The organism is uncultured Microbacterium sp., assembly GCF_945952435.1.
Classification (GTDB): domain Bacteria; phylum Actinomycetota; class Actinomycetes; order Actinomycetales; family Microbacteriaceae; genus Microbacterium.
The window spans coordinates 58,391-75,136 of sequence record NZ_CAMFHZ010000018.1; the positions used below are offsets into that span (position 1 = coordinate 58,391).

A 16,746-nucleotide genomic window follows, 5' to 3' on the forward strand; every position below is an offset into this window, starting at 1 on the left:
GTCCCGATTCGTGACATAGGCTGAAAGGGACCCCGACGTCCGAGTCGGAGAGGCGAGCGGTTGTGACGCATTACATCTATCTGGTCCGGCACGGTGAGCATCAGGACGCCGAGCACGGCCTCGCCGACGGACCCCTCTCGCCTCGGGGGCGTCGCCAGGCGGAGCTCATCGCAGATCGCCTCTCCGGGCTCCCGCTCGACGCGATCTGGCATTCGCCGTTGCTGCGGGCGGCCGAGACGGCCAGGGCGATCTCCGAGCGGATCCCCTCGGTCGAGCCGGAGGCCTCCGCCCTCCTGTTCGACTGCGTCCCGACCGGGATGACCGAGGAGACCCCCGCCGCGTACGAGCCGTTCTTCGGCTCCGTCACGGAGGCGGAGATCGAGGCGGGCCGGGCTCAGATGTCCGACGCCGTCAGCGAGTTCCTCGTGCGCAAGACGGGGGACGTGCACGAGGTGTTCATCACGCACAACTTCGTGATCTCGTGGTTCGTCCGAGAGGTGCTGGAAGCACCGGAGTGGCGATGGATGACGCTGAATCAGGCCAACTGCGGTCTGACCGTCATCGCCCAGAAGCAGGGTCGCCCCTGGGCGCTGCTGACGCACAACGAGCTCAGCCATCTCCCGATGGAGCTGCGCACCGGCATGCCGGATCCGCTGCCGGCCTGATCTCCTCGGCTCACCGCGCGCGGATCGTCACGGTCGATCGGATCGCGGTCCGACTCCGTGCAGCTCCTTCCTCAACCACACCGTCGCGTTCGGGTTGTCGTTGTAGGGAGCCGTGTCCGAGAACCCGCCGCGGCGGTAGAGGTGACCGGCCGATTCGAGCGTGTGATGCGTGTCGAGGACGAGGGCGCTCGCGTCCCACGCGCGGGCACGCCGCTCCAGCTCGTCCAGCAGCAGTCGTCCCCAGCCGCGACCCCGCGTCTCCGGGCGGAGGTAGACGTGCTTCACCTCGAACACACGCCCGTCCTCCAGATCCGGCAGCCGACGGATACCGCCGCAGCCGACGAGGCGTCCGTCGTCCTCCACGAGCAGGAAGACGCCGTCCGGCGACCGGAAGGCCTCGGCCGTCGGATAGCGGGGCGAGTACGCGCCGCCGGGGAACTCGGCGGCGCGCATCGTGAAGTATTCGACCAGGAGGGCATGGGCGTCGGCGTCCGCGGGGGACGCGCTTCGGAACGCGGGCATGCTCCGACGCTATGCCCGGACTCGCCGGTCGGTGCGCTCGCCGCGCTGAATAGACTGTCGGCATGACGACGCGCGTGGCCCTGGTGGGCGCCTCCGGCAAGCTCGGCCGCATCATCGGGTCCGTGATCGAGCAGCTGGACGGCTTCGAGACCGTCGCGGTCCTCGGGTCGTCGAGCGGTCAGGACGAGCTCGATGGCGTCGACCTCATCGTCGACGCGAGCACTCCCGCCTCGAGCGCCGAGGTGGTCCGCGCGGCCGCAGAACGGGGCACGAACCTGCTCGTCGGCACCTCCGGGTGGTCGGCGGAGCGCATCGATCAGGTGCGTCCTGTGATCGCGGAGGCCGGCATCGGGGTGCTGTTCGTACCGAACTTCTCGCTCGGCTCCGTGCTCGGGACGGTGCTGGCGACGCTCGCGGCGCCCTTCTTCGGATCCATCGAGATCGTGGAGGCGCACCAGCACACCAAGATCGACTCTCCCAGCGGCACGGCGGTGCGCACGGCCGAACTCATCGCGGCGGCGCGGACCGCGCAGGGCCCGGTGGACGCGCCGCACACCGATCAGCGCGCCCGCGGCCAGCAGGTCGCCGGCATCCCCGTGCACGCGCTGCGCCGACCCGGCGTCATCGCGAAGCAGGAGGTCATCCTGTCCGGTGCCGGGGAGTCCCTCTCGATCGTCCATGACACGGTCCAGCCTGCAGCCGCCTATGCGCCGGGGATCCGCCTCGCCCTGCCCTATGCACGAGACCTGCGCGGGATCGCGATCGGCCTCGAGAACGTCATCGATCTGGGGATCCGGCCGCGCACATGACCGCACGCATCGGCGTGCTCGGACCCGTGCGCCTCGCGGACCGCGATGCCGGCGGAGTGCCGATGCGCGCGCTCCTCGTCGCGCTCGTCCTGGCGGGACGAGGATCCGCGTCCTCGGTCGCGGCGCTCGCGGAGGCGATCTGGGGCGACGAGCCCCCGCAGAACCCGAGGGCCGCCCTGCAGACCCTCGTCTCGAGGGTGCGCGCACACGCGGGTGCGGATGTGATCCTCAGCGTGCCGGGGGGCTACGCGCTCGGCACGGACGACACCGACCTGGCGCGGGTGCGCGCGGCTGTCGCGGGGGAGGAGGAGCCTTCCGAAAGGATCCGTCGCCTGCGCGAGGCCGCGGCTCTCTGGCGAGGAGAGCCCGGAGCCGACCTCGGCACGGTTCCCGTCGCCGAGGAGATCGCCCGTGTCGCCCACCGGCTCCGCGCGGAGCTGGACCGACGGCTCGCCCAGGCGCTGATCCAGGACGGTCGGCCCGGGGAGGCCGTCTTCGTGCTCGAGGAACTCAGCGGGCTGCTGCCTCTCGACGACGCGGCGCAGGGCGCGCTCATGGATGCGCTCGCGGCGGACGGCCGCCCGGGGGAGGCGCTCGAGGTCTTCTCGCGGTTCCGGACGGTGCTTCGCGAGGAACTCGGCGCCTCGCCCGGGGCGGAGCTCACGGCGCGCAACGCCTCCCTCCTCCGCGCGCAGGATCAGGGTCCGCGCGTGCGCATCGGAGTCCAGGCGGCGCCGAACGAGCTGATCGGCCGCGACGACGCACTCCGCGAGATCCCGCGCCTACTGACGACCTCCCGTGTGGTCACGATCCTCGGCGCGGGCGGTCTGGGCAAGACCCGCCTCGCTCAGGCGATCGCGACGTCCTCCGCGGCCCCTGCGGTCGCGGTCGTGCCCCTGGCAGGCGTGCGGGTCGACGCCGACGTCCCCGCCGCGATCGCCGCGGCGCTGGGGATCAGCGAAGCGAGCTCCGACGGACGGCTGACCGATCCACGGGCGCGGCCCGACCTGCGCGCCCGCGTCGTCGCGCTGCTCGCGGAACGGCCGACGCTGCTCGTGCTCGACAACTGCGAGCAGGTGATCGAGGCGGCGGCGCACTGGGCGGCCGACGTCCTGCGGGCCGTCCCCGAGCTGCGGATCCTCGCCACCAGCCGCACCCCTCTCGCGATCTCCGGAGAGGCGGTGTACCCGCTCGATGCGCTGAGCGTGGAGGACTCCGGGGCCGACCACGGTCCTGCCGTGCGCCTCTTCCTGGAGCGCGCCGTCGCGGCGCGGCCCGGAGCGCGGCTGCCGATCGACGTGGTCCGCCGCCTGTGCACGCACCTGGACGGGCTGCCGCTGGGCATCGAGCTCGCGGCGGCCCGCGTGCGCACGATGAGCCCGGCCCAGATCGAGGAACGACTGACCGACCGCTTCACGCTGCTGAGGAGCGGCGACCGTGCGGCACCGGAACGCCACCGCACGCTGGAGGCCGTGATCGGTTGGAGCTGGGATCTGCTGGACGACGACGCCAGACACGCGATGGCCCGGCTGTCCGTGCTCCCCGCGGGATTCTCCGCGACGACCGCGGCCGCGGTGCTGCATCAGCCGGACGCGGATGACGTCCTCGACCGGCTCGCCTCGCAGTCCCTTCTCGTCGTGGCGGAGCCGTCCTGGGGCGGGGAGGTCCGGTTCCGGATGCTGGAGACGGTCCGCGAGTTCGCGCTCGCCCGTCTCGCCGGGCCGGGCTTCGAAGGCGAGGAGGCCGCCTGGGAGGCGGTGCTGGACTGGGCGAGCACGTTCGCGTCCGGGAGCGGTTCCGTGCTCCTCGACGACGAGGCGTACCGCCGGATCCGAGGAGAGCACGACAACCTCATCGCCGTGCTGCGCCGCGCCATCGGCGCGGCCGACGACGTGCGGACCGTGCTGGCGTTCTCGCTGCTGTGCCAGTCCTGGATGGTCCGCGGATCCTTCACCGAGCTGATGGGCTTCGGCGAGGCGGCGTTCGCCGCCGTGATCCGCGCACGCGAGTCCGACATCGCCCCCGACGCGCGGGCTCTCGTCCTGCTCATGGGGTCGTTCATCGGCCTGTTCAGCGGTGAGATCTGGAGTCTGCGGCTGCTCGCCCATCTGCGCGTCCTGCGGCGCAGGCACCCGGTGCTGCAGCCGGTGCAGGGCGCACTCGCCGACCTGCTCTGCGCTGCTCCCGATCCCGCACGCATGCGGGCCGTCCTCGACGATCTCGCCGAGGACGCGGACCCCGTGACCGCCCTCGTCGGCACGAGCATGCGCGCACAGAGCGCCGAGAACGAGGGCGACGTCGAGCTCGCCATGCGATCGGGGCGCCGCGCATGGGAGCTCTCGCAGCAGCAGGGCGCGGGCTGGATCGGTGCGATGGCGGCGATGAGCAACGCCCAGCTCGCGAGCCAGTCCGCGCGCCCCGAGGAGGCGATGCTCTGGCTCGACCGCGCGAACGAGCGGTTGGTCGCGTTCGGGTCCGAGGAGCAGGCGCGCCAGCAGCAGTGGATCCTCGGCGGGAATCTGATCAGTCTCGGCCGGCACGATCAGGCCAGGAAGCTCTTCCACACGCTCTGCGCCTCGCACGAGGTCACGGAGGACGGACTCGAGCTGGCATCGATCGGCTGGATCGGGCTCGCCGAGCTCGCCAGGATCGACGGGGACGGGGAGCAGGCCGCCGAGCTGTACGAGCGGGCGCTGGTCGGGTTCCGCAACGCTCAGCAGCGATCGTCGCCGTGGTACCTCATGGCGATGAGCACGCTCCTCGCGGCGACCGCGACCGACGAGACCCTGCCGGCGCCGCGGAGCGCGAACTGGGCCCGCCGACTGCGCACGCGTTGGCTGGCCGTGCGGCGCCTGCGGCCCGGCTACGTCGACCGCCCCGTCCTCGGCTGCGTGCTCACCGGATGGGCGGCCTGGGCGCTGCGACAGGAGCGCGAGCGGGAGACGGGTGTGCGTCTGCTCGCGCTCGCCGAAGGCCTCGCCGCCCGGCAGGATCTGCCCAGCCTGCATCTGCGGCCGCTCTTCGCCGCCGCGGAGCGACTCGTGGGTGTGGAGGCCGTGGAGGCCGCGCGCTCCGCATCGGCGTCGCTGACCCGAGAGGCCAGGGTCGAGCTCGCGACCGCCCTGCTGCGCACGCGCCGGTGACGGCGGCGCCCCCGGAAGGAGGACACCGCCGTCACCGCAGGCGCTCATGCCCTGCGCATGTACGCCCGCACCGTGAGGGGGGCGAACACGGCGACGATCACCGCGGCGCCCAGCAACGAGATCCACGCGTCGGCCCCGAAGACCCCGGCGTTGACCAGGTCGCGCACCGCGGTCACGAGATGCGAGACCGGGTTCACGTTCACGAACCACTGGAGCCAGCTCGGCATCGTGTCGACGGGGACGAACGCGTTGGAGAGGAACGTGAGCGGGAACAGGACGAGCATCGAGATGCCCTGCACGCTCGAAGCGGTCCGGGCGATGACGCCGGCGAACGCGAAGATCCAGCTGATCGCCCACGAGCATGCGATCACCAGCAGGCCGGCGGCGATCACGGCGCCGAGGCCGCCCGCCGGATGGAAGCCCATGATGAATCCCATCGTGAACGTCAGCACCGTGGCGATGCCGTAGCGGATCGTGTCGGCCAGCAGGGCACCCGACAGCGGCGCGATGCGGGCGATCGGCAGCGAGCGGAAGCGGTCGAACACGCCCTTGTCCATGTCCTCGCGCAGCTGCACGCCCGTCACGACCGAGGTCGTGATGACGGTCTGCACGAGGATCCCGGGGATGATCACGGGCAGGTAGTTCGAGACGTCTCCGGAGATCGCGCCGCCGAAGATGTAGGTGAACATCAGCGTGAACAGGATGGGCTGCAGGGTCACGTCGACCAGCTGCTCGGGCGTCCTGCGGATCTTGATGATGCCGCGGGCCGCCATCGTGAGGGTGTTGCGCAGCGTCAGGGACAGGCTCGGGCGCGGGTTCATCCGGCGCTCGGAGGCGGGGACGATGCGGCCGGTGACGGGGGCGAGAGTGCTCATGCGCGGACCTCCTGGGTCTGTGCGGTGGGGGCGAGGTCCTCGACGGGCAGCTCCTCGGCGGGGTGGCCGGTGATCGTGAGGAAGACCTCGTCGAGGGTGGGCTTCTGCACGCTGACCTCCGCGAGACCGATCCCCGCCTCGCGGAACGTGATGAGCAGGTCGGCGATGCGATCGGGATCGGCCATCGGGGCCGTGATGCGGGACGCTTCGGGGGAGAGGACGCCGCGGACGCCGAGGGTCTGCTCGATCGCACGCAGCGCGTCGGCCGTATCGGCGGCGTCACGCACGCGGAGCTGCAGGGAGGAGGTGCCGACGGAGGCCTTGAGATCGTCTGGCGTGCCCTCCGCCACGACCCTGCCCCGGTCGATCACGGCGATGCGATCGGCGAGCTGGTCGGCCTCGTCGAGGTACTGCGTCGTCAGCAGCACGGTGGACCCGGTAGTCACGAGCTCCCGGATCGTGTCCCACATCTGACCCCGCGTGCGGGGATCGAGACCCGTGGTCGGCTCGTCGAGGAAGATGAGCGGCGGCTGCGCGAGGAGCGAGGCGGCGAGGTCGAGCCTGCGGCGCATGCCCCCGGAGAAGTTCTTCAGCGGCCGTTTCGCCGCTTCGGTGAGGCCGAACCTCTCCAGCAGGTCGGCGCTCTTCGACCGCGCCCCCGCGCGGGTCAGTCCGAGTAGACGGGAGAAGATCAGGAGGTTCTCGGTCGCGGAGAGCGTCTCGTCGACCGAGGCGAACTGCCCCGTGACGCCGATGAGCTGGCGCACGACGTGGGATTCCCGGACGACGTCGTGGCCGAACACCCGGCCCGTTCCGGCGTCGGGGCGCAACAACGTCGCGAGCATGTTGATGGTGGTGGTCTTGCCGGCGCCGTTCGGGCCGAGGACCCCGTAGACGCTGCCGGTGCGCACGCGGAGGTCGACGCCGTCGACCGCGCGATTGTCTCCGAACGTCTTCACGAGCCCGTCGGCCTCGAGGGCCCAGTCGGTGAGGGGATTCGTCATGGGACGATCGTGCGCGCTCGTGCTGTCGCGGCGCTGTCATGCGCCTGTCCGCCGCTGTCTCGGGCTGTCTCGGGACGTCTCGGGACGGCGGGAAGGTGGGCCGGCGCTCCGCGGCGCACGGCCCGGATCGAGCGGAGGCGAGACCTAGACTGGACGGATGGGCTCCCGCATCGGCGTCGTCATCATGGCCGCGCTCCTTCTGCTCTACGTCCTCGTCGCGGGCTGGTACGCGGTCGCGCTGTTCTCCGGTGGACAGCCCCTGGCCGTCGCGATGGGCGTCGCCCTCGTCGTACTGGCCGTGATCGGCGGCTGGGCGCTCGTCCGGGAGCTGCTCTTCGGACTCTCCGCCGACCGCCTGGGGCGCGCCCTGGACGCCGAGGGCGGCATGCCCCCGGCTCCGGAGAACCTGCGACCCAACGGGCGTCTGCAGCCCGACGATGCCGAGCGTCTGCTCGGGGAGTACGGCGCGGCGGCCGACGCTGCCCCGGCGGACTGGCGCGCGCAGTACCGGCTGGGTGTCGTGCGCGACGCCGCCGGGCGGCGCAAGGAGGCCAGGGCTGCGATCCGCGACGCGATCCGTCTCGCCAAGAACGCCTGAGAGGGCGCCTCAGGCCAGCGTCGCCTCGAGGGTGATCTCGATCCCGGCGAGGGCCTGGGAGACGGGGCAGCCTGCCTTGGCCTCCTGCGCGAGACGCTGGAACGTCTCGGCGTCGAGGCCGGGAACGGTCGCGTTCACGTTGAGGTGGCTGCCGGTGATCCCGACACCGGGCTTGAACGTGACCGAAGCGGTCGTGTTGACGCGCTCGGCCGGAGTGCCGTTCTCGGCCAGCGCGTGCGACAGCGCCATGCTGAAGCACGAGGAGTGGGCGGCGGCGATGAGCTCCTCGGGCGTCGTCGTGGTCTCCGAGCCCTCGGCGCGCGCCTTCCAGTTCAGGGGGAAGGTGCCCTGGTGCGACGAGGAGAGGGAGACGGATCCCTCGCCGTCCAGAAGTGTTCCGGTCCAGGTGGCGGCAGCTTCGCTCGTGACGGGCATGACAGTCCTCCGATTCGGCGGGGTTCAGGGCTGCCAGCCTACCGATCAGCCCGCGGCCGAGGAACCCGCCGCGCGGCCGAGGATCCCTGCGCGCTGCAGCAGAAGGTAGAGCTGGCACCCGAGGCACAGCCCGAACGCCGCGTTCAGGAACGCCGCGACGAAGGCCAGCGCCGTCGCGATCGGGAGCGCCCACGCGACGCCGAGCAGATGCAGCAGCAGGCCGAGGGCGACGACGAGCAGGCCGACGCCCTGCGCGAATCGCGGCGGGCGGGGATCCTCGAGTTCGCTCGGCGGTGCCAGGCGGGGGCGTACGAGCGTGCGGAACAGCACGCTCCACGGCTGGGTCCGCGGCGAGACGACGCCCCAAACGAACAGCAGGGCGATCAGCAGCGCGAGGAGGAACGCCGGCTGGCTCGCCCTGGTCGCCACGAGCGTCCACGGAGAGCCGCCGGGGGAGAACGTGGCGTCGCTCAGCGGCTGATACGCGAACCACCCGAACGAGGCGGCCCGCGCGGAGGGCACCGCGACGAGACCGAGGACCGTCGCGACGAGCAGCAGAGCGGAGGTGATCCAGGCGGCGAATCGCGGGCCACGGGGATCGATGCCAGACGGAGCGGTCATGCGGAGGCCTCCTGGGGTTTCGGGGCGAGATCGCGGTCGAGTGCGGAGAGCACGGCGGCGCGCGTGGGCACGCCCGTGAAGCGGGAGCGGATCCGACCCTCGTCGTCCACGAGGAGGGTCGTCGGGGTCGACAGCACGCGGTAGCGTGCGGCGAGGTCGGCGCGCGACGTCAGGTCCACGTCCACGTGGACCACGCCGCGGCGTTCGGCCGCGACCTCCCCGAGCATGCGCCGCACCTGCGGGCAGCGCGCGCAGAACTCGGTGCTGAACTGCACCAGGGTCGCGGACGATCCCAGCGGATGAGCGAGATCGGCGGGATCGACATGCCGGTCCGCGTGCACGGCGACCCTGCGTCCGTCGCGCCGACGCCACACGACGCCCGCGGCCACGGTCGCGGCGAGCAGGGCGACGACGAGCAGGACGGCGAGCGGAAGGGGCATGGACCGAGGCTACGTCGGGAGGTTGCGGCGGAGGGCGGATGTGACGGATCGAGTCAGGAGGGCGATGGATCGTCTCGGGCCGGCGCGGCCTCGATGTCCACGGGCCCCGGTACGCTGAAGCGCATGAGCGCCGCGATCCCCACGCCCTACGAAGACCTGCTCCGCGACGTGCTGGAGCACGGGGCGCACAAGGACGATCGCACGGGCACCGGGACGACGAGCGTCTTCGGCCGGCAGATCCGTTTCGACCTCTCGCAGGGCTTCCCGCTCATCACCACCAAGCGCGTGCATTTCAAGTCCATCGCCTACGAGCTGCTCTGGTTCCTGCGCGGCGACTCCAACGTGCACTGGCTGCAGGAGAACGGCGTCACGATCTGGGACGAGTGGGCCGACGAGAACGGCGATCTCGGCCCCGTCTACGGCGTGCAGTGGCGCAGCTGGCCCACCCCGGAGGGCGGGCACATCGATCAGCTCCAGCAGGTGATCGACCAGATCCGGGACACTCCCGACTCACGGCGCATCATCGTCTCGGCGTGGAATCCCGCCGACATCCCGGACATGGCCCTCGCCCCGTGCCATGCCCTGTTCCAGTTCTACGTCGCGGACGGACGCCTCTCCTGCCAGCTGTACCAGCGCAGCGCCGATCTGTTCCTGGGCGTCCCGTTCAACATCGCCTCGTACGCGCTCCTCACGCTCATGGTCGCCCAGCAGACCGGTCTCGAGCCGGGCGACTTCGTCTGGACGGGCGGGGACTGCCACATCTACGACAACCATCTCGACCAGGTCCGCGAGCAGCTCACCCGCGAGGCGTATCCGTACCCGACGCTGAGGATCGGGCGCACCCCTGCCTCGATCTTCGACTACGTCTACGACGACTTCACCGTCGAGGACTACCGGCACCATCCCGCGATCCGCGCCGCGGTGGCCGTATGACCGCGATCGGTCTCGTCTGGGCAGAGGCCCACGGCGGCGTGATCGGAGCGGGCGGCGGCATGCCCTGGCATGTGCCGGAGGATCTCGCGCACTTCAAGGAGATCACCCTCGGGTCCCCCGTCGTGATGGGGCGTCGTACCTGGGAGTCGTTCCCCGACCGCTTCCGGCCCCTTCCCGGGCGGCGCAACATCGTGATCACCCGGGACGATGCGTGGTCCGCCGACGGGGCCGAGCGCGCCGGATCCCTCGACGATGCTCTGGCACTCGCTCTGCGGACGGCACCCGCGACCGTCTGGGTGATCGGCGGGGGGCAGATCTTCGGCGAGGCCGTGCGCCGTGCCGACGTGCTGGAGGTCACGGAACTCGACCTGGACGTCGACGGCGACGCGCACGCACCGGGACGCGACGGGTTCCGCCTCGTGGACGAGGGGGAGTGGCGCACGGGCCGCACCGGAGTGCCCTATCGCTTCCTGAGGTACGAACGCTGATGCCCGTCGCTCTCGTCACCGGCGCGAGCGCCGGCCTCGGCGCGGAGTTCGCGCGGCAGCTCGCCGGGCGCGGCGCCGATCTCGTGATCGTAGCCCGCTCCGCCGACGCGCTGCACGCGCTCGCCGCCGAACTGCGTGCCGAGCACGGCGTCCTCGTCGACGTGCTCCCGGCGGACCTGGCCGACGATGCGGACGTGCGTCGCGTCGCGGATCGCCTCGCGGACCCGCAACGTCCCATCGATCTGCTGGTGAACAACGCCGGCTTCGGTCTCCCACTGCAGTTCGCCGACAACCCGATCGAGGACGAGGTGCGTCACCTGCGCGTGCACGTCGAGGCGTCGATGCGCCTCATGCACGCGGCGTTGGGCACGATGCGCGGGCGCGGCGGTCGGATCGTCAACGTCGCCTCGGTGGCGGGCTTCCTCTCCCGGTCCACGTATTCGGCGTGCAAGTCGTGGCTCATCGGTTTCAGCCGCTGGGCCAACGGGGAGTACGGACGCGACGGTGTGAGCGTCACGGCCGTCTGCCCGGGCTTCGTGCACACGACGTTCCATTCCCGGATGGGGCTGGAAGCGGGCAAGGAGGGGGTCCCTGGGCCGCTCTGGCTCGACGCCCCGGACGTGGTCGCGGAGGCGCTGACCGCCGCGGCGCGGGGCCGTGCCGTGGTGATCCCCTCGTGGCGCTACAAGATCGTCGTGGCGGTCTCGCGGCTGCTGCCGCGTTCTCTCACCGCGTCGGTCGCCCGGCGAGGGCGTGTCTGAACCCTCCTCGCAGGGTAGGCCGCGGCGTCCATCCGCCCTGCGCCGCCGCGTGTCCGAGGGGCGACGCCCGGCGATGCCCTCACGAGAACCGGCCGAGGCGGATCCCTGCGAAGGCGAGGGCGGCGATCGTCTCGCCGTCCGTGATCCGCCCGTCGGCGATCATCGCGAGCGCGTCGGCGAACGGTACCCGCTCGACGGCGGCGATGCCCTCCTCTGCGCGGGAGGCGGCGCTGTCCGCGACGTCGCGCAGGCCTGTCGCCAGGAACACGTGCTCCGGCGCCTCCGCGATCCCATTGAGCGCGTGCATGGATCCCAGCGGCGTCCATTCGTCCGCTTCGAGACCCGTCTCCTCACGCAGTTCGCGCCGCGCCGCGTGGAGGGGGTCCTCGCCGTCCGATCCACCGGCCGGGACCTCGACGGAGCGTCCGGTCGTGTACCGCTCGATCGTGACCAGGCACACACGGTCCTGCTCGTCGAGGGCGACGACGAAGACGGCGGGATATCGCATCGTGACCACGCCGTACACGCCGTCCTCTCCCGAAGGACCCGTGACGGCGTCCTCGCGCACGGAGATCCAGCGATTCTCGTAGACGGTACGGGAGTCGTTCGTCGTCCAGGCCATGCCGCGAGCCTATCCAGCGGACGCGACCCGCTCCGCTCCTCGGAACGCGACCTGCGGCGTCCGTCCGAACCGATACGCTGGAAGGCATGACGCACACGGGCAATCCCTTCGGACAGGTGCTCGTCGCGCTCGTCACCCCGATGACGGCCGACGGCGAGGTCGACTGGCCCGCCGTCGAGAAGCACATCGACCGCGTGATCTCCGACGGCGCCGACGGCATCGTCGTGACCGGGACGACGGGCGAGACGTCGACGCTCACGGATGCCGAGAAGCTGCGACTCGTCGAGGTCGGCAAGGACGTCGCCGCGGGGCGCGCGAAGATCATCACCGGCGGCGGATCCAACGAGACCGCGCACGCGATCGAGCTCTACAAGGCCAGCGAGAAGGCCGGGGCGGACGGCATCATGATCGTCACGCCGTACTACAACAAGCCGACCCAGGCGGGAATCCTCACGCACTTCCGTCTCGTCGCCGACGCCACCGACCTCCCGGTGATCCTCTACGACATCCCCGGACGCACCGGGGTCCCGATCAAGTACGAGACGATCCTCCGTCTCGCCAAGCATCCCAACATCCTGGCTGTGAAGGACGCCAAGGGCGACTTCTCCGAGGTCAGCCGGGTGCTCAACCAGACCGACCTGATGTACTTCTCCGGCGACGACGCGAACGTGCTCCCGCACCTCTCGATCGGCGCGACAGGACTCATCGGCGTCACCGCCAACATCACGTCCGCGCCGTACCGCACCATCGTGGACGCCGTGAACCGCGGCGACCTCTCCACCGCGACCGCCGAGCATCAGCGTCTCGAGCCCCTCGTGCGGGCGGCGATGACGCACGTGCCGGGAACCGTTGCGGTGAAGTACATCCTGCACGGCCTCGGGCGGATCTCGAGCCCGCGCGTCCGCCTGCCCCTCGTCGGGCCGGAGGAGTGGGAGGCCGCTCTCATCGAAGACGAGCTCGCGCTCGTCACCGACGTCCCCGGGGCGGATTTCTCCGATTTCCGTCCCGACCGCAACGCCGCCGCCGGCGGCGCCCTCCCGAAGGTGCACGGTACGACCCGCTGAGGGTGGTCGTACCACGGTGGGCATGGTGAGGATCGCACGCGCCGTGCCTCCTGCATCCCGTCGCGAGGAGCCTTCCGGCCGCGTGACGAGCCCGTCGGCGCACAGGGACCAGACCATCGGGCGCGCAGCGCGCCCCGCCTAGGAGGCAGCCATGACCATTCCCCTCGCCGAGCCAGAACCGCTCGCCCCCGGCACGCTCCGGATCATCCCGCTGGGTGGTCTCGGAGAGGTCGGCCGCAACATGACCATCTTCGAGTACGACGGCAAGATCCTCATCGTCGACTGCGGCGTGCTGTTCCCCGAGGAGCACCAGCCGGGAGTCGACCTGATCCTGCCCGACTTCGAGCCGATCAAGGATCGCCTCGACGACATCGTCGGCGTCGTCCTCACCCACGGCCACGAGGACCACATCGGCGCCGTGCCCTACCTGCTCCGGATGAAGGGCGACATCCCGCTCATCGGCTCCGGGCTGACCCTCGCCCTCGTCGAGGCCAAGCTCAAGGAGCACCGCATCAAGCCCTTCACCCTCACCGTGAAGGAGGGGCAGAAGGAGAAGGTCGGCCCGTTCGACCTGGAGTTCATCGCGGTCAACCACTCGATCCCCGATGCCCTCGCCGTCGCGATCCGCACCGCAGCCGGCACCGTGCTGGCGACCGGCGACTTCAAGATGGACCAGCTCCCCTTGGACGGGCGGATCACCGACCTGCGCGCCTTCGCCCGCCTGGGCGAGGAGGGCGTCGACCTCTTCCTCGTCGACTCCACCAACGCCGACGTGCCCGGCTTCACGCCCACGGAGCGCTCGATCGGTCCGGTGCTCGACCAGATCATCGCGAACGCGCCCCGCCGCGTGATCGTCGCGAGCTTCTCCAGCCACGTGCACCGCGTGCAGCAGGTCATCGACGCCGCGCACGCGCACGGCCGTCGCGTGGCGTTCCTCGGCCGCTCGATGGTGCGCAACATGACGATCGCGGAGCAGCTCGGCTACCTCAAGGTGCCGGACGGCGTGCTCATCGACTACAAGAAGGCGCGCGACCTGCCCGACGACCAGATCGTCTACATGTCGACGGGCTCCCAGGGCGAGCCGATGGCGGTGCTCAGCCGCATGGCCAATCTCGACCATGCGATCGAGCCGGGGCCCGGCGACACCGTGATCCTGGCGTCCAGCCTGATCCCGGGCAACGAGAACGCGGTGTACCGGGTGATCGACGGCCTCACCAAGCTCGGCGCCAACGTCGTGCACAAGGCCAACGCCCGCGTGCACGTGTCGGGTCACGCGGCGGCGGGGGAGCTGCTGTACTGCTACAACATCCTCAAGCCGAAGAACGTGCTGCCCGTGCACGGCGAGTACCGCCACCTGATGGCGAACGCCAAGCTCGCGCAGGAGACGGGCATCCCCGAAGAGAACACGATCATCGGCGGCAACGGCACGGTGATCGATCTCAAGGACGGCGTCGCGCGCGTCGCGGGACAGCTGGACATCGGTTTCGTCTACGTGGACGGCTCCACGGTCGGAGAGATCACGGACGCCGATCTGAAGGACCGTCGCATCCTCGGCGAGGAGGGCTTCGTGTCCGTCATCGTCGTCGTGGACTCCACGACGGGACGGATCATCTCCGGTCCCGAGATCCACGCACGCGGTGTCGCGGAGGACGACTCCGTCTTCGACGACGTCGCGCCGAAGATCGTCGCGGCGCTCAAGGAGGCTGCGGGCAACGGCGTGCGCGACAACCACGCACTGTCGCAGATCGTGCGCCGCACGATCGGCCGCTGGGTCAACCAGAAGCTTCGTCGGCGCCCCATGATCGTCCCCCTGGTCATCGAGGCCTGATCCGCCGCCCCGGGTGAGAGCCCGGGGCGGTGCTCCTGGAGGTGCTCCGGCGGCAGGGATCCCGCGGAATGCCGCGTCATTGCGCCCCGTTGTCGGTGCACGGCCCTAGCGTGGAGGCATGCCCAGGAGTTCCAGCGCGACCAAGAGTTCGGCGGAGAAGCCTCCGGCGCGCGCCCGCTCCGGATCCGGTTCCGGGGCGAAGCCGCGCGCGTCGTCGAAGGCCGCGCCCGCACCGCGGAAGTACGTCGACGAGATCGATCGTCCTCCGGTGATCGTGCGCGCCTGGACGGGGCTCGCACACGGTGTGGGTGGCCTGTTCCGTGCGTTCGGGCCGGAGACGCTGGAGAAGGATCAGCGGCGCGACGGATTCCCCTTCCTCCTCGTGCTCCTCGCGATCGCCGGTGCGGTGGACGAGTGGTTCTTCATCGGTTCCGAGATCGCCGCCAACATCAGCGCCTACTCGGTGGGCGGACTCGTCGGCCGCACCGCTTTCGTGATGCCGGTGCTGCTGCTCCTGCTCGCGGGCTGGCTGTTCCGGCATCCGTCCTCCGTGCACGACAACGGACGGATCGGGATCGGATTCGGTCTGTTCATCGTGACGCTGGCCGGGTTCTGCCACGTGGCCGGCGGTCTGCCGCAGCCGCGTCAGGGCATGGTCGCCCTGAGCGCCGCGGGAGGTCTGTTCGGCTGGATGCTGGGGCAGCCGCTGAGCTATCTGACGACCATCCCCGCGTACGCCGTGCTCGCGCTCCTCGCGGCGTTGAGCATCCTCATCCTCACCAAGACGCCGCCCAACCGGATCGGACGCCGCCTCGGCGACCTGTACGCGTGGATGTTCGACGCCGAGCGCGTCGAGAAGCCCGCGAAGGACGCGGAGGCCGCGGCGGTCGACGACGACGACAAGGTCGACGACCCCGATGTGCTGCCGTGGTGGCGCCGCAACAAGACCGGTCGCGAGGAGGATCCTGATCAGGGTCTCGGCTCCCAGGACCTCACCGAGCTGCTGACCGCGCAGGACGATGTGCCCACCGTCGCCCAGGCCACCGCGTACGACCAGGCCGTCATCACCGACGACGCGCCGTACGATGCGGCGACGGAGATCCTCACCGACGTCCGCTCGGTCGCCGACTCGCTGGCCGAGCAGCAGACGACCGCGCTCCTCGACGACGGCGACACGGGTGAGCTGGAACTGGGCGGCTTCGACGGCTTCGGCACCGACGGGCCGGGGCGCAACGGCCTGCAGGCTCCCGTCGCGCCGTACATCCTGCCGTCGCCCGGCACCCTCAAGGCGGGACCGCCGTCGGTCGCACGCTCGGAGGCGAACGACCGCGTGGTCGAGCAGATCACGAACGTGCTCGATCAGTTCAACGTCGATGCCAAGGTCACGGGCTTCTCCCGAGGCCCGACGGTGACCCAGTACGAGGTCGAGGTCGGGCACGGCGTCAAGGTCGAGAAGATCCTGCAGCTGAGCAACAACTTCGCCTACGCGGTCGCGTCCAACGACGTGCGGATCCTCTCGCCGATCCCGGGCAAGAGCGCGATCGGCATCGAGATCCCCAATGCCGACCGCGAGACGGTCGCCCTGGGCGACGTGCTGCGCTCCGCGGCAGCGCAGAAGAGCACCCATCCGCTGACCATCGGCGTCGGCAAGGACGTCGGCGGCAACTTCGTCGTCGCGAACCTCGCGAAGATGCCCCACCTGCTCGTCGCGGGCTCCACCGGATCCGGTAAGTCCAGCTTCGTGAACTCGATGATCACGAGTCTGCTCATGCGCGCCCGTCCTGCCGATGTCCGCATGGTGCTCATCGACCCGAAGCGCGTGGAGCTCACGAGCTACGCCGGGGTCCCGCACCTCATCACCCCCATCATCACGAACCCCAAGAAGGCGGCCGAGGCGCTGCAGTGGGTCGTGAAGGAGATGGACATGCGCTACGACGA

The 16,746-nt window shown here is 70.8% G+C and carries 17 protein-coding genes; 10 read left to right on the forward strand and 7 right to left on the reverse strand.

The window, feature by feature from the left end:
- Positions 1-62 precede the first annotated feature (62 nt).
- Positions 63-665, forward strand: a complete 603-nt coding sequence (locus tag Q0P88_RS10720; RefSeq protein ID WP_295013945.1) for a histidine phosphatase family protein — start codon at positions 63-65, stop codon at positions 663-665.
- Positions 666-692: 27 nt separating this feature from the next.
- Here Q0P88_RS10720 and Q0P88_RS10725 read toward each other — a convergent pair whose 3' ends face one another.
- Entirely contained in the window at positions 693-1,187 is a 495-nt protein-coding gene (locus Q0P88_RS10725; protein ID WP_295013947.1) for a GNAT family N-acetyltransferase, read from the reverse strand.
- A 62-nt stretch (positions 1,188-1,249) separates the two neighbouring features.
- Here Q0P88_RS10725 and dapB point away from each other — a divergent pair, with 62 nt between their 5' ends.
- Together dapB and Q0P88_RS10735 are read left to right on the forward strand one after the other, a co-directional pair.
- Complete coding sequence (gene dapB / locus Q0P88_RS10730; RefSeq protein ID WP_295013949.1) at positions 1,250-1,996, forward strand: 4-hydroxy-tetrahydrodipicolinate reductase; 747 nt, start codon at positions 1,250-1,252, stop codon at positions 1,994-1,996.
- Positions 1,993-5,139: a BTAD domain-containing putative transcriptional regulator gene (locus tag Q0P88_RS10735; RefSeq protein WP_295013951.1), complete on the forward strand. Its 3,147-nt coding sequence runs from the start codon at positions 1,993-1,995 to the stop codon at positions 5,137-5,139. The genes dapB and Q0P88_RS10735 overlap by 4 nt, the downstream gene beginning before the upstream one ends.
- Positions 5,140-5,183: 44 nt before the next feature.
- Here the strand turns inward: Q0P88_RS10735 and Q0P88_RS10740 are convergent, their stop codons facing one another.
- Together Q0P88_RS10740 and Q0P88_RS10745 are read right to left on the reverse strand one after the other, a co-directional pair.
- Positions 5,184-6,014 carry an ABC transporter permease gene (locus tag Q0P88_RS10740; RefSeq protein WP_295013953.1) on the reverse strand — a complete coding sequence of 277 codons (831 nt, stop codon included), beginning with the start codon at positions 6,012-6,014 and terminating at the stop codon, positions 5,184-5,186.
- Complete coding sequence (locus Q0P88_RS10745; RefSeq protein ID WP_295013955.1) at positions 6,011-7,018, reverse strand: ATP-binding cassette domain-containing protein; 1,008 nt, start codon at positions 7,016-7,018, stop codon at positions 6,011-6,013. The genes Q0P88_RS10740 and Q0P88_RS10745 overlap by 4 nt, the downstream gene beginning before the upstream one ends.
- A 157-nt stretch (positions 7,019-7,175) precedes the next feature.
- Here Q0P88_RS10745 and Q0P88_RS10750 point away from each other — a divergent pair, with 157 nt between their 5' ends.
- The gene (locus Q0P88_RS10750) at positions 7,176-7,616 is read left to right on the forward strand and encodes a hypothetical protein (protein WP_295013957.1); all 441 of its coding nucleotides are present in this window, start codon (positions 7,176-7,178) and stop codon (positions 7,614-7,616) included.
- Between the two features lie 9 nt (positions 7,617-7,625).
- On the opposite strand, the gene Q0P88_RS10755 is transcribed toward Q0P88_RS10750, so the two are convergent.
- From Q0P88_RS10755 to Q0P88_RS10765, 3 genes are read right to left on the reverse strand one after another with little or no spacing between them, the layout of a single operon-like run.
- A complete protein-coding gene (locus tag Q0P88_RS10755) occupies positions 7,626-8,051 on the reverse strand; it encodes an OsmC family peroxiredoxin (protein WP_295013959.1) in 426 nt (141 codons plus the stop codon).
- 45 nt (positions 8,052-8,096) lie between these two features.
- The gene (locus tag Q0P88_RS10760; protein WP_295013961.1) at positions 8,097-8,672 is read right to left on the reverse strand and encodes a DUF4395 domain-containing protein; all 576 of its coding nucleotides are present in this window, start codon (positions 8,670-8,672) and stop codon (positions 8,097-8,099) included.
- Complete coding sequence (locus Q0P88_RS10765; RefSeq protein WP_295013963.1) at positions 8,669-9,112, reverse strand: thioredoxin family protein; 444 nt, start codon at positions 9,110-9,112, stop codon at positions 8,669-8,671. The genes Q0P88_RS10760 and Q0P88_RS10765 overlap by 4 nt, the downstream gene beginning before the upstream one ends.
- 123 nt (positions 9,113-9,235) lie before the next feature.
- Here Q0P88_RS10765 and Q0P88_RS10770 point away from each other — a divergent pair, with 123 nt between their 5' ends.
- The 3 genes from Q0P88_RS10770 to Q0P88_RS10780 are packed head-to-tail and all read left to right on the forward strand — an operon-like array spanning position 9,236 to position 11,294.
- Complete coding sequence (locus Q0P88_RS10770; RefSeq protein WP_295013965.1) at positions 9,236-10,045, forward strand: thymidylate synthase; 810 nt, start codon at positions 9,236-9,238, stop codon at positions 10,043-10,045.
- Positions 10,042-10,533, forward strand: a complete 492-nt coding sequence (locus Q0P88_RS10775; protein WP_295013967.1) for a dihydrofolate reductase — start codon at positions 10,042-10,044, stop codon at positions 10,531-10,533. The genes Q0P88_RS10770 and Q0P88_RS10775 overlap by 4 nt, the downstream gene beginning before the upstream one ends.
- Positions 10,533-11,294 carry an SDR family oxidoreductase gene (locus Q0P88_RS10780; protein ID WP_295013969.1) on the forward strand — a complete coding sequence of 254 codons (762 nt, stop codon included), beginning with the start codon at positions 10,533-10,535 and terminating at the stop codon, positions 11,292-11,294. Before Q0P88_RS10775 ends, Q0P88_RS10780 begins: the two co-directional genes overlap by 1 nt.
- Positions 11,295-11,373: 79 nt before the next feature.
- On the opposite strand, the gene Q0P88_RS10785 is transcribed toward Q0P88_RS10780, so the two are convergent.
- On the reverse strand, positions 11,374-11,916 hold the full coding sequence (locus tag Q0P88_RS10785) for an NUDIX hydrolase (RefSeq protein ID WP_295013971.1): 543 nt from the start codon (positions 11,914-11,916) through the stop codon (positions 11,374-11,376).
- An 86-nt stretch (positions 11,917-12,002) separates the two neighbouring features.
- Here Q0P88_RS10785 and dapA point away from each other — a divergent pair, with 86 nt between their 5' ends.
- The 3 genes from dapA to Q0P88_RS10800 form a co-directional block, all read left to right on the forward strand.
- Positions 12,003-12,980: a 4-hydroxy-tetrahydrodipicolinate synthase gene (gene dapA / locus Q0P88_RS10790; RefSeq protein ID WP_295013973.1), complete on the forward strand. Its 978-nt coding sequence runs from the start codon at positions 12,003-12,005 to the stop codon at positions 12,978-12,980.
- 151 nt (positions 12,981-13,131) lie between these two features.
- Positions 13,132-14,808, forward strand: coding sequence for a ribonuclease J (locus tag Q0P88_RS10795; RefSeq protein ID WP_295013975.1), 1,677 nt, complete (start codon positions 13,132-13,134; stop codon positions 14,806-14,808).
- Positions 14,809-14,926: 118 nt separating this feature from the next.
- The coding region (locus Q0P88_RS10800; protein ID WP_295013977.1) for a DNA translocase FtsK at positions 14,927-16,746 on the forward strand (1,820 nt) is incomplete at its 3' end.

Excerpts from the sequence above, each read along its gene's own strand:
- Q0P88_RS10725 (WP_295013947.1), bottom strand. The coding sequence starts at position 1,187 with ATGCCCGCGTTCCGAAGCGCGTCCCCCGCGGACGCCGACGCCCATGCC.
- dapB (WP_295013949.1), top strand. The coding sequence starts at position 1,250 with ATGACGACGCGCGTGGCCCTGGTGGGCGCCTCCGGCAAGCTCGGCCGC.
- Q0P88_RS10735 (WP_295013951.1), top strand. The coding sequence starts at position 1,993 with ATGACCGCACGCATCGGCGTGCTCGGACCCGTGCGCCTCGCGGACCGC.
- Q0P88_RS10740 (WP_295013953.1), bottom strand. The coding sequence starts at position 6,014 with ATGAGCACTCTCGCCCCCGTCACCGGCCGCATCGTCCCCGCCTCCGAG.
- Q0P88_RS10745 (WP_295013955.1), bottom strand. The coding sequence starts at position 7,018 with ATGACGAATCCCCTCACCGACTGGGCCCTCGAGGCCGACGGGCTCGTG.
- Q0P88_RS10750 (WP_295013957.1), top strand. The coding sequence starts at position 7,176 with ATGGGCTCCCGCATCGGCGTCGTCATCATGGCCGCGCTCCTTCTGCTC.
- Q0P88_RS10755 (WP_295013959.1), bottom strand. The coding sequence starts at position 8,051 with ATGCCCGTCACGAGCGAAGCTGCCGCCACCTGGACCGGAACACTTCTG.
- Q0P88_RS10760 (WP_295013961.1), bottom strand. The coding sequence starts at position 8,672 with ATGACCGCTCCGTCTGGCATCGATCCCCGTGGCCCGCGATTCGCCGCC.
- Q0P88_RS10765 (WP_295013963.1), bottom strand. The coding sequence starts at position 9,112 with ATGCCCCTTCCGCTCGCCGTCCTGCTCGTCGTCGCCCTGCTCGCCGCG.
- Q0P88_RS10770 (WP_295013965.1), top strand. The coding sequence starts at position 9,236 with ATGAGCGCCGCGATCCCCACGCCCTACGAAGACCTGCTCCGCGACGTG.
- Q0P88_RS10775 (WP_295013967.1), top strand. The coding sequence starts at position 10,042 with ATGACCGCGATCGGTCTCGTCTGGGCAGAGGCCCACGGCGGCGTGATC.
- Q0P88_RS10780 (WP_295013969.1), top strand. The coding sequence starts at position 10,533 with ATGCCCGTCGCTCTCGTCACCGGCGCGAGCGCCGGCCTCGGCGCGGAG.
- Q0P88_RS10785 (WP_295013971.1), bottom strand. The coding sequence starts at position 11,916 with ATGGCCTGGACGACGAACGACTCCCGTACCGTCTACGAGAATCGCTGG.
- dapA (WP_295013973.1), top strand. The coding sequence starts at position 12,003 with ATGACGCACACGGGCAATCCCTTCGGACAGGTGCTCGTCGCGCTCGTC.
- Q0P88_RS10795 (WP_295013975.1), top strand. The coding sequence starts at position 13,132 with ATGACCATTCCCCTCGCCGAGCCAGAACCGCTCGCCCCCGGCACGCTC.